At 60.2% G+C, this 7,971-nt stretch carries 10 protein-coding genes; 4 read left to right on the top strand and 6 right to left on the bottom strand.

What is annotated here, in order from left to right; all coding sequences use genetic code 11:
• From VN622_08190 to VN622_08180, 3 genes are all read right to left on the bottom strand, one after another.
• Positions 1 to 374 (bottom strand): exodeoxyribonuclease III (locus tag VN622_08190; protein HWR35829.1); only part of this gene is annotated, 374 nt, incomplete at its 3' end.
• Between the two features lie 56 nt (positions 375 to 430).
• A complete protein-coding gene (locus VN622_08185) occupies positions 431 to 763 on the bottom strand; it encodes a hypothetical protein (protein ID HWR35828.1) in 333 nt (110 codons plus the stop codon).
• Between the two features lie 74 nt (positions 764 to 837).
• Entirely contained in the window at positions 838 to 1,845 is a 1,008-nt protein-coding gene (locus tag VN622_08180; GenBank protein HWR35827.1) for an MtaA/CmuA family methyltransferase, read from the bottom strand.
• Positions 1,846 to 2,750: 905 nt separating this feature from the next.
• Between VN622_08180 and VN622_08175 the strand changes: the two genes are divergently transcribed.
• The 4 genes from VN622_08175 (at position 2,751) to VN622_08160 (ending at position 5,858) form a co-directional block, all read left to right on the top strand.
• Positions 2,751 to 3,323 carry a DUF3489 domain-containing protein gene (locus tag VN622_08175; GenBank protein HWR35826.1) on the top strand — a complete coding sequence of 191 codons (573 nt, stop codon included), beginning with the start codon at positions 2,751 to 2,753 and terminating at the stop codon, positions 3,321 to 3,323.
• Positions 3,277 to 4,611, top strand: a complete 1,335-nt coding sequence (locus VN622_08170; GenBank protein ID HWR35825.1) for a hypothetical protein — start codon at positions 3,277 to 3,279, stop codon at positions 4,609 to 4,611. The genes VN622_08175 and VN622_08170 overlap by 47 nt, the downstream gene beginning before the upstream one ends.
• Before the next feature lie 49 nt (positions 4,612 to 4,660).
• Positions 4,661 to 5,161, top strand: a complete 501-nt coding sequence (locus VN622_08165; GenBank protein ID HWR35824.1) for a hypothetical protein — start codon at positions 4,661 to 4,663, stop codon at positions 5,159 to 5,161.
• Positions 5,162 to 5,516: 355 nt separating this feature from the next.
• Positions 5,517 to 5,858 (top strand): hypothetical protein, encoded by a 342-nt coding sequence (locus VN622_08160; protein ID HWR35823.1) that lies wholly within the window; start codon positions 5,517 to 5,519, stop codon positions 5,856 to 5,858.
• A 177-nt stretch (positions 5,859 to 6,035) separates the two neighbouring features.
• Here VN622_08160 and VN622_08155 read toward each other — a convergent pair whose 3' ends face one another.
• The 3 genes from VN622_08155 to VN622_08145 form a co-directional block, all read right to left on the bottom strand.
• Entirely contained in the window at positions 6,036 to 6,170 is a 135-nt protein-coding gene (locus tag VN622_08155; GenBank protein HWR35822.1) for a hypothetical protein, read from the bottom strand.
• Between the two features lie 218 nt (positions 6,171 to 6,388).
• On the bottom strand, positions 6,389 to 6,844 hold the full coding sequence (locus VN622_08150; protein HWR35821.1) for an integrase core domain-containing protein: 456 nt from the start codon (positions 6,842 to 6,844) through the stop codon (positions 6,389 to 6,391).
• A gap of 184 nt (positions 6,845 to 7,028) precedes the next feature.
• Positions 7,029 to 7,971 (bottom strand): membrane dipeptidase (locus tag VN622_08145; protein HWR35820.1); only part of this gene is annotated, 943 nt, incomplete at its 5' end.

Raw genomic sequence — 7,971 nt, 5'->3', positions numbered from 1 at the left:
AACCATTCCAGTTTGAATTGATATTTATCTGAGCCGACCTTGTAGCCCTGCGGCACATAGGTATTGACGATCGCGAGCCCGTCGAGCACGGTCTGCAGCACACGGACGTCCTCGTTATCGGGGCCTTCGTGGAGCCCGTACATCACCGAATCGGGTGTCCTCCGGGTAAGCGTCGCGATCCCGTTATAGCCCTTCATTCCTCGAAACGTCGCGTGATAGCCAGCCTGGCGGAAGGCCTGTGCCGGAAACTCGGAATCCTGCACCTTGGTTTCCTGCAGGCACATGACGTCGGGTCGATTGACTTCCAGCCAGTCCAGCACCGCGGTCAGTCGTCGGCGAATCGAGTTTATGTTCCATGTTGCGATCTTCATCATCCGCGCTCCACGCTACCCGGAGGCCGAGATCAGGAATTCGTCGGACTCCAGCCCGACTAGCCGGACACGGCGGCGGCCTCCACTGGCTGCGGCCCCGTCCGGGCCTGATCCACCCATCCCTGCGTCAAGTTCAATCCGTGTGGGAGGAGAAACTCGAGAAGAACGGCTGCGCCGTCGAAGCCGGCCTGCCGCCGGATGCGTTCCACTGGAACCAGGCCGAGCCAATCGGTCATCATCCGGTAGGTGAAGCCCCACAGGGGCACGGCGCGGTTCAGGTCGATAGCCGGGAACAACATTTCCACCGGCAAACCCGGGACGGAGGTCAAGCAGTGCCGTACGGGATCGAGCAGTAGTTGCAGCGGAATCCAGCGCGCTTCTTTCCGCTTCACGCGGGTCGCGCTCCACGTGAAACAGGAATGGAGCGACCGGCAGGTATGGTCCCTCCCGGCATCCCGCCCCGAATTTACCCATGAAATTCCTTCACTGCGGCCGCGATTTCTTTTAGGTTCGCAAGCGGCGTTTGCAGAGGCACGGCGCATTCCGGGCCGATCAGTTGTACACCAGCGCGGAGGCAGTTCCAAACCTCCTGGCGAACCTGCTCCGGACCTTTGCGCAACAGTGTCACGGAGTTGTTGACATTCCCGACCAGCGCGATTCGGTTGCGCATGACCGCCATGGCACTCGGGGCATCGTTCTTGGAATCGAAGTGGAAGGCCGCCATGCCGGTTTGGGCGATGTGGTCCATGCGGTCGAGCGTGCGGCCGCAGATGTGCAGGATGAGGGGCGCTGGTAATCGTTCCGCCAGTTCCCGATGCACCTCGAGCAGGAAGCGCGCGTAGTATTCGCAGCTCACCAGATCCCCGGTGGCATGATCTGGAAGAGTGAGTGCGTCGGCCCCCGCTTCGATCTGCGCAAGGCCGAATTGCACGGTGAGTTCCTTCAGCCGGTCGAGGCAGCGTTTAGTCTTGCAGGGGTCGTCTGCCGACATGAGCAGAAATTGCTCCACGCCGAAGCAGTGATAGCCGTGCGTCCACGGCCCCATGGTTTTGCCGATGATGGCAACCTCGTCGCCGAACTGCTTTCGAAGAATCCGAATGGCCTGCAACACACATCGCGTGTCCGGATGCGTCAGAAAGCCGGACGGGATGCGAATCTCTTCCGGTTCCCGCCAGATGGGTTCGACTACGGTGGGCCAAGTGCCTTTTTCGCCCCAGTCGATGCGGCAACCTAACGCGGAAGCTTCCTGGACGATAGAGAAGACCGGCATCACGGCATCGAAGCCCAGTTCGGTGCGCGCCGTACCGGCCAGCCGCGCCATAAGCTCGGGCGCGCGGTTCGCGTGGGGGAACGGCGCTCCTACGAGGTCCATCAACTCTACTGTGGCGGCATTCGTAGGGTTGCATACGGGAGGGCGGTCCACCGGCTCGCGGCGAAGCGCAGCCAGCATCCGTTGGCGGCAACTCAGGGGCACAAGTCAGTTATAGCGCATGCTTGGCCCGGTGATCAGCGCTGGTTTCCCAATGAATGCATGGTAAGGGTGTGCACGGATCGGGGTTAACAGCCCGTTGAGACAAGCGGCTATCTGTTCTTAAGGGCTAGCGTCGTTACGGCTGTGCTTTCGCGCGTCCGTATCGGTGGCCCGACAAGCCATTGCCCCCAACGACCGGTAGGTGTTGGCGGTGGACCCGAATCCGTTTAAGGTGATAATCGTTGACACTCAACTGAACGAATCGGGATGGCAGCATCCGGATGCACGTTGGTGCCCGGGAACATGGCACCGGCGGTGTCCTGCACCGTCCCGCTGATTCCAGCCAAGTTTGTTTGCGCAGTGGTCTCGTGATTCCTACGCTCGATTCGCCAAGCACCGATCGGTGGTTTCCCTGGCCGAGGGCGGACGATTCGTCAAACAAACGCCAAACACCGCCAGAGAAACAAAACGGGCGACCCGCCGGGTCGCCCGTATATCTTTGAAAAATTGTGGTGCGGAGAGGGGGACTTGAACCCCCACGAGCTTTCGCCCGCTAGCACCTCAAACCACTGCATGTCTTCTGCCCTGTTCCCCTACGATACGCGGGCGTACAGAAAGCCCGCGGCTGAACCTGCTGGAATCTGCTGGAATCCCCTCCAGTCCGGCAAACTCACGGCAAACTTATCGCTACTCTGTCTCACTCGAAAACACTGATATTCCCGTCCGCACTCGCGTTGCCTTCCCTTCCCCGCCCTCCCCCGAGAACCTCGGCGAAAGCGCCGACATTCCGGCATCTGAAATCCTTTTAGGAGGTCGCTCCTGAGGCGAATTCGCACTTGCTTGTGCTCGCCTTCCGAGTGATCAATGTGGTGTCCGCCGGGATCGGCGCACGCACAGGAGCTGACAGCATGAAGGTATTCACGATTGACAGCGAGAGCCGAGTGTGGGCTTTCACCTCATTAAGCGAAGCCGCGGGTGTGCAGTCTCAAACAGACGCACAATTCTCTAGCGAGGCGGGCCTGCTGAGTGCAACGGCCACATGGTCGCCATCGCGACTGTTGGAGCTCTGGGCGGGCCTGCCCGGCTCGACCCCCGTCAGGAGGTTTACCGATCGCAAGACGGCGATTCGCCGCATTTGGAACGTCGTTCAGACCCTGACCCCAACCGAAAGCAAGCCAAGCGGAGCCGGGCGTGGTAGGGCGAACAGCAAACAAGCGCAGGTGCTCGGACTGTTGAATCGCGCCCAAGGCGCTACATTGCAGGACATCGTTGCTGCCACGGGTTGGCAGCCGCATACTGTCCGCGGCTTCTTGAGTGGGGTAGTCAGCAAGAGAATGAAGCTCGCGCTGCGTTCGAGCAAATCCAACGACGGCCGGAGAATATATTCCCTCGATCTCCCTTCGGAGCCGACCCAACCGGAAAGGAACAACCAGAGTGCCGATAAAGTTGCACACGGTTTCGATTCGGAAGGGCGCGGGTGAATTCGAGTTGGCGGAAACCTTGCGGGTAAGCCCGGAGGCAAAGCTCTGCGGGGCCGCCGGCAATCTCATCCGCTGTCTCAGCGTCGCCCGGGGGCGGTCGGTCCTTACCGATGTGGATCCTGCAAGTCTTACGACCGAACGCCGCATCAACGATCTGCCGGTCTTCCACAGAATGTGGTTTCACCCTGATGGCGATTGCCTGGCGTACACGCAGAAAGGAAAGGTGGGCAACCCGAGCACTTTGTTCTTTGTCACAGCAAAGGGCTCGCTGGCGGCACAAGCGACCTTGCCCAATGCCATCAGCGAAGCGACGGCAGGCCCCGCATGCTGGCATATCGGCTGCCGTAACGGGAGGCTCTATACGTATTCGCTTGCGGGCCTATGCATCTGGCGGCGCCACGTCGTCCGTCCCCGGCCAAACCCATACAGCCTCGTGGCCGCATTCACCGGCGCAACCGAGCCGCCCTATCTTTCGGTCGCCTCCTCGTGGCCCGGCCCGCCAGTCATCACCGAAAGCGAACGCATCTTTCTGTTCAGTCAGTTCGGCCACAGGCGCTGGCGGTCAACCATTCCTAACCCGCACATCGAGCAGTATGACCTCTGCATGCCAAGTTACCTCCCAGTGCCTGCGCAAGCTCTTCAGAAGTTAGGGATCGAGTGCCGCGACCGCGTACCTCTCGGATTCGTGCGACTGGTATTCGACAGCACTGTACCAACCCGATCCACTTCGGCGCCCCGCTCACTGTTCAACAAGTCAATCGAGAGCTTCGAAGAAGCCGCCGGCGAGACCGGGGAAGTGGTGCTGGCCCGGGTGGATCTGATGCCCGGCAGGTCGGGTAGCGACGAAGTGATTCGCAGCGTTGCCACCTGGTACCAGCGGATCGCAATCGGTACGACCGAAGGACGCGTCCACGTCTTCGACTTCGAAAGGACGCTGCTGATGAGTTTCTGTGTCGGGCGTGGGCCTGTTTCTGCAATCGTTGCGGATCATCGCGGGCTGAAAGCGACGTACTGCGCCGGACTGCTCACCACATTCGAGGACAATGACATCAACGGATGTGTGAAACTACCGGATTATTATGCGAACGTGGCAGGGCACGTGGCTGGTGTGCTCGTTTGGCGCTGGAATACGGTTTGGTTTGTGAACAGCCGAGGTCGCGTGATCTGGAAGGCAGAATTCTCAAAAGTGGTCCGTAGCGTGATCCCCGATGATGTGGGTTTCACCGTCCTTGCTGGTCACCTCTTCTCATTTCGCTACCTTCCTTCAACGGAACGGAATTCACCTTAGGGCAGATTGTCGCTCGGCAACAAGTAAAGTGTGGTGAGGAACGCTACGTATGCTCGGCCCTGAATACTGGGATGCTCTCAATAGTGCCGTCTATTTCACTATGCCCGGGTCCACTGCGCACGAGGCCTTCGAAGCGCTGGTGGACTGCCTTTCAGAAGGGTATTGGTATCAACCGGGCGACGCCGGCACGTTGATCTACCCGGAGTCGGAAGTTATTCCCGTTACGCACACTGCGCGCCGTGGGTTCGTTCTAATTGAAGACTCCGCGGACGTGATCGCACTGCACGTGCGAGAGGCAGCTCGCCGAGATGCCGAACGCCCGTGGCTGCTGCAGTGGGCTGCCGCGTTAGAAGAGAATCCGGACGACGTGGAACTGCGTGCGCAGGCACTCGTCAATCTTCCCGACGGCCGTATCCTGGATCCCGACGGGCCGCTGGGCTGCTTGCGCCAGTGGCCGGATAGCTGGCTGTTCTTCGGGTTTCCGCCGATCGAAGCAGAGGGCGACGAGGACGAACGAGCCAGCTGGGACTGGGACGAGGACAACGAATAGCGGCAAGTGCTGCCAAATCTACGGAAACACCCAGTCTCGGGAGCAGCTCCCATGCTGGGAGTTCCCGCTGATGTACGCCTTGCGTGGCGCCGGCCAGGGTCTTCAATTAGCCAGGCCATGGACCTGCGCCAGTATCGAACCGCCAAGGCCGCCATCGGGCAAGCAAGACCGAACTGTACCTATGCGTCGGACCACCGATACCAACGAGATTGATTGTGCGGCCCTACGCGAACCGCCCGCCGGCTTTCTCGGCGTACTGCGATTTACGGTCGCGCGAAGTTGCCGCCAGCCTGAAACTTGCTTTCCGACGCCACCAGAGTGAGTAATGTGACCACGGAAAAAAAGTGAGTCTTTTATGCCCAACACCGATGACGCACAGCAGAAACAACAAGCGTCCGAACCTCAGGCGACGGCCCGACTGGCCAGCCCGGCAGAGAACGTGATTATGCTGAAGTCGCTGCTTGGGGATTGCAGAACCCTATTGGCGGGAACGAAAGGCTATCGGAAAGTGATCAGACGCCTGACCCGCGATGATACTTCACCGGTGCCGCCGGGAGTCGCGCTCGACAAGATTGTTGAAGATGCTTGCGACGCCTTCGGTGAACTCGTCGAGGTCCTCGAGACGCTCGACGACAGCCTCGAAGAGGTACGCAGGCGCACCCTTGCCATCATCGACGAACTCGAAGAGGTGCCCTGATGCCTGGCCTAACAACGTGTACGGGTGCCGAATCCAGGCGGTCAAGACCGGACGCTTACTGACGAAGTGATGGGCCTCGCCTTGCAAAGGCCGCCGCAGCCCAGCACTCGACCGAAGGCGACGCCGAAGTAGGGGACTCCGTAATCTGATGGCCCAGACGGAACCCGCTTGCTGGATTCAGCGTTTATCCGTCTGGCGTTTTACGTACAGTGCGAGCTCGGCGCTCATGGACGCGGGCTTGTTCCAACTCGCCTCCGATGAAGCGACGCGCACATCATTCTGGGTCGCCATCTCGCCGCTTACCGTGTCCATCCACCGTAACTAATAGACGCCAGGTTTCAACTGTGCTTCTCGCAAATCTCATCAGCCTCAGCATACGCAGGCTGAATGCAGATCGCGGCCGGCACGCGTGCGATGGTCGGGTTCCGAGACAGCGGCGCACGTGCGTGGATTTGGCGATCAATCGTAGCTGATTGTGGCAGCTGTGTAGTGCACGCGCCGGTCTTCGTCGGCAACCGGGTGCGCGAGCTTTAGGCGGCGCGGCGTTCGTACCGGTGATGCAGCCCTCCGGCTTGCGGGATGGAAACGATGCGGCCCGCTTCCGCTGCCTGCACCGGCCGCGACTCCGGTGCGTCCTTGGCCAGCGACAGGTGCGTTCTCGACTCGTGGTAATACGCCATGAACGATTTCACATGCCGCTGCAGCGAGGCTTCGTTGAACACGATCACGTGATCGAGACACTCGCGGCGAATCGTGCCGATGAGGCGTTCCACGTAAGCGCGTTGCCAGGGCGAGCGCGGATATGAAAGCACTTCATTGATTCCCATGGTTTTCACATGCTTCCGAAACTCACCGCCGAAGATGGCGTCCCGGTCGCGTAGCAGGTATTGCGGAATCTCCTCAAAGGGAAACGCCTCGCGTAGCTGCTGGGCTGTCCACTCGGCGGTGGGATGGGCGGTGACGTTGAACATTACACGGTCTTTCATCCCAGAAGAAGTGGAACTGACGGAGACCACCCCTCTTTCATCTTGTTGAGCAGCAGCTTGCGATGTTGTCCCGAGACGGACTATGCTGAGGGTGCCGAGGCGTTCTTCGGCGAGCGTTGAGCGACGCGCTCACGAACGGCGCGCATCTCGAACACAAAACGCGACATCTCGCCGTGCCGGGGCGTTAAGATGGTCCAAAATCGCCGGCGTGGGCTGTTACCACCGTCCTCAGACCCTCAAGAGAGATCTTTCTTGGCATTACCGCGCGTGCCACGCGGAGCACATTGCCGCCCAGAATCTTCTGGATATCGGTGTCCGAGTAGCCCCGCTGCACCATCGCGACCGTGAACAGCGGCCAATTGGTCCATGCTAGGCCGCGTGTTTGATCGTACCCGGTGGTCGCAGCGCCGGGCGGCCACAATTTCTCCCATCCTTTGCGAGGGCGACGGCGCCGTGGGATCTTCTTGTTCTCCTCGTCCGATTTCCTCGAAACATATACCAGGTCCGTCGCGATCGCGACATGCTCTGCCCCGAAATGCTTCACAACGTGGTCGACGTGAGCGAGCATGGCGACGATATCGCGGCTCAAGCCAAGGAAATCGGCGACAGCAAAGACACCGATGAAACCGCCCGAGTCGCAGATTGCCCGAATCACTTCGTCCGGCTTGCATCGAACATGGTTGTGGACGGCTACGCAGCCTGTATGGCTAGCCACAACAGGACGGCTTGATGCCCTGGCCGCTTCCAAGCTGGTGCGCCATCCTGAATGGGCCACGTCAATAATGACTCCAACCCGATTCATCTCCGCCACCACGGCCCTGCCGAAGTCACTCAACCCGGCGTTGCCCAGCTCGCCGCACCCGTCTCCGATCATATTTCGGCGCTGGTACGTCAGGTGCATCGAGCGCACGCCCAGTCCGGCGAACATGCCGATGTAGCGCAGTTCCTGTTCCACTGACACCCAATCCTGGGGCAGCGGAACACCGTTGGTAGCAAAGAACATACAGCGTCGGTTCTGCTTCTTCGCGGCGACCATGTCATCTGCTTCCACCCCCCGCCGAACATACTCCCCGAGCATGTCCGCTACGTAGGTGAATCGCGACAATCGCTTCATCAGCACCAGTGGG

This window comes from Clostridia bacterium, assembly GCA_035561135.1.
Lineage (GTDB): Bacteria > Acidobacteriota > Terriglobia > Terriglobales > Acidobacteriaceae > DATMYA01.
The sequence above is the reverse complement of the archived record's forward strand: the minus strand, read 5'-3'. Positions and strand labels throughout refer to the sequence as shown.